Below are 1974 nucleotides of genomic sequence, written 5' to 3'. Positions count from 1 at the left end.
CATCACTTCACGCTACCCCTTATTCCATATGGGTTTTTCATGATCTTGCCCTGAGACCATACTCCAGTCAAAAAGCTCATCGAAGCGATTCAAGATCTTTAAAGGTTACGGAGACTGAATAAGAGTCAATTTGATTGTTGGTTACTCTGTGACCGGGGGGAGGTGAGAGTGCACGAGGGGTCAGCGTTTTTGAATGAACTCTTCAATACCTTTACAGTTGAAGTATAAAATGAGGCGGCCAAATAGCCGTCCCAGACACACCATCTGACTTGTTTATCCACTCATTCCTTTAAGCCAAAAATTAATTCAATTTCATCATCAAGTCTTCTGCCCGTTGGTATAAAACCAAGCTTTTGATAAATAGAGAGCGCATTGCCTTTTTCTTTATCCATCGTGGTCAGGGAGACGCCTTTTAAACCGGTAATGGAAGCGTATTTCTTACTGAAGTTAATCGCTTGACTCCCCAATCCTTTTCCTTGGAAACGATGGTCAATCATGACGCGCCATACATATAAATGCTCCTTTTGAAAGTGTTCATCGTGTGTGTCCAGTATTCTAGGGTCAATCAGAGAGATTAGCCCCGCAGGTTTATTGTTTAAGTAAATACCATAGTTGATACTATCGTCGTTAAAACTGGCTTCTGCAAGCCACTCTGCGTTGTTAGCAATGAGTTGTTTTTGAGACTCTTCCACTGAGAGATCAATAATGTCATTGATAATGGTATTGTTTATTTTTAAAAAGCTAATTTTATTCATGCTTATTTACCTTGGGTAGGTGTTTCATTAAAAGTAACTGGCCAATGTAAGGATCTTGATAAGCTAATCTTGAGTTATCAAAATGGTAATGTCGCTTTTGCTCCTGTCTTTTAACATAGACTCTTCAAGTATCTTATAGATCTCTTTATCTGGCGCATATTAGAACGCGCCAATTTTTTTAATTAAGGTATATGTATGTCTTAATTAAAAACGATGATGGAAGTTATTGTTTCCTTTTTGCCTGCCCCCATGACAGAAATATTAGTTCCAAGCGTTGCCCACGATGATTCAAAAATAGGGTACGTATAGTATTTTTACAATAGTGCCGTCACAAAACCCAAAACAAACTCCCTGATAGAATGCTGACGAGTGTGATTAAAGATAACTTTAATGTGTTCTCAGCCAGCTACATTTTGTATATCACTTATCAGCTAAAATGGTGGCCAATATCTTATCGCCTTTGCATTCAACACTGACGTTCATTCCATTGACGAGTGCTCTCTCATTAGGCGCACTTGCTCTCATATCGAGTCCACTTGTTTAAATTTGGACAACTAGTTCGGTAAGCGTTAAAGAAAGAGTGCTGGTTACCCTTAAGTTTTAGTGTAGGCCACATCTTGATGTTATCGAAGATGGCCAATCGCAATGCAAAAATAGACACAGCCCTGGAATATTGAAGCTAATGTTATCGAAAGCTTTTCTGCACTATTTTTTTAGTTTGCGTAATTGGTGTAGCCAAACTTAACACCAATGATACGAACCGCCATATAAGTTTTAACTCATACCATTTGACGTATTATTGCGGAATCTTTTGTCTATGACAGTATGACTTTGTAAGTAAAATCATTACATAATGAAAGCGTATTTATTAAGTTGCCAGTTCAAACCTTGATGTATTGTTTTCATAAAGTTCAACGTTAATGTCGGTTTTATCTAATAGTCATAAGATGTTGCTCCTAATGAATTGATAGCAGCGTAGCTTCTTACGTCTAAAGCGGGACTGTATTGGATAAACCTGTGATAAAAATACAACGATTCACAAAAATGCTGTGCTTGGCCGACATATCACTCAGATTGACATCACTCATGGAAGTTGATTAAACGACTTTATATACTTGTAGTAATTCATTGTTTACTAAATTAGTAAAATCACTGACACGCTTTTGTCCGTGCGACCTGAAGTCGTATGAAGTGCTGTTCACCGCAACAAGTGTGAACC

At 37.9% G+C, this 1974-nt stretch carries 1 protein-coding gene; it reads right to left on the bottom strand.

Annotated elements, in window-relative coordinates:
* Positions 1-281 precede the first annotated feature (281 nt).
* Positions 282-755: a GNAT family N-acetyltransferase gene (locus AB6E78_RS22820; RefSeq protein WP_004734802.1), complete on the bottom strand. Its 474-nt coding sequence runs from the start codon at positions 753-755 to the stop codon at positions 282-284.
* Positions 756-1974: the final 1219 nt, after the last annotated feature.

It is taken from the genome of Vibrio sp. 10N.247.310.98 (assembly GCF_041467395.1).
GTDB lineage: Bacteria > Pseudomonadota > Gammaproteobacteria > Enterobacterales > Vibrionaceae > Vibrio > Vibrio crassostreae_C.
This window is presented reverse-complemented; position numbering and strand designations above follow the sequence as displayed.

Coding starts and splice junctions, on each gene's coding strand:
- AB6E78_RS22820 (WP_004734802.1), bottom strand. CDS start 755: ATGAATAAAATTAGCTTTTTAAAAATAAACAATACCATTATCAATGAC.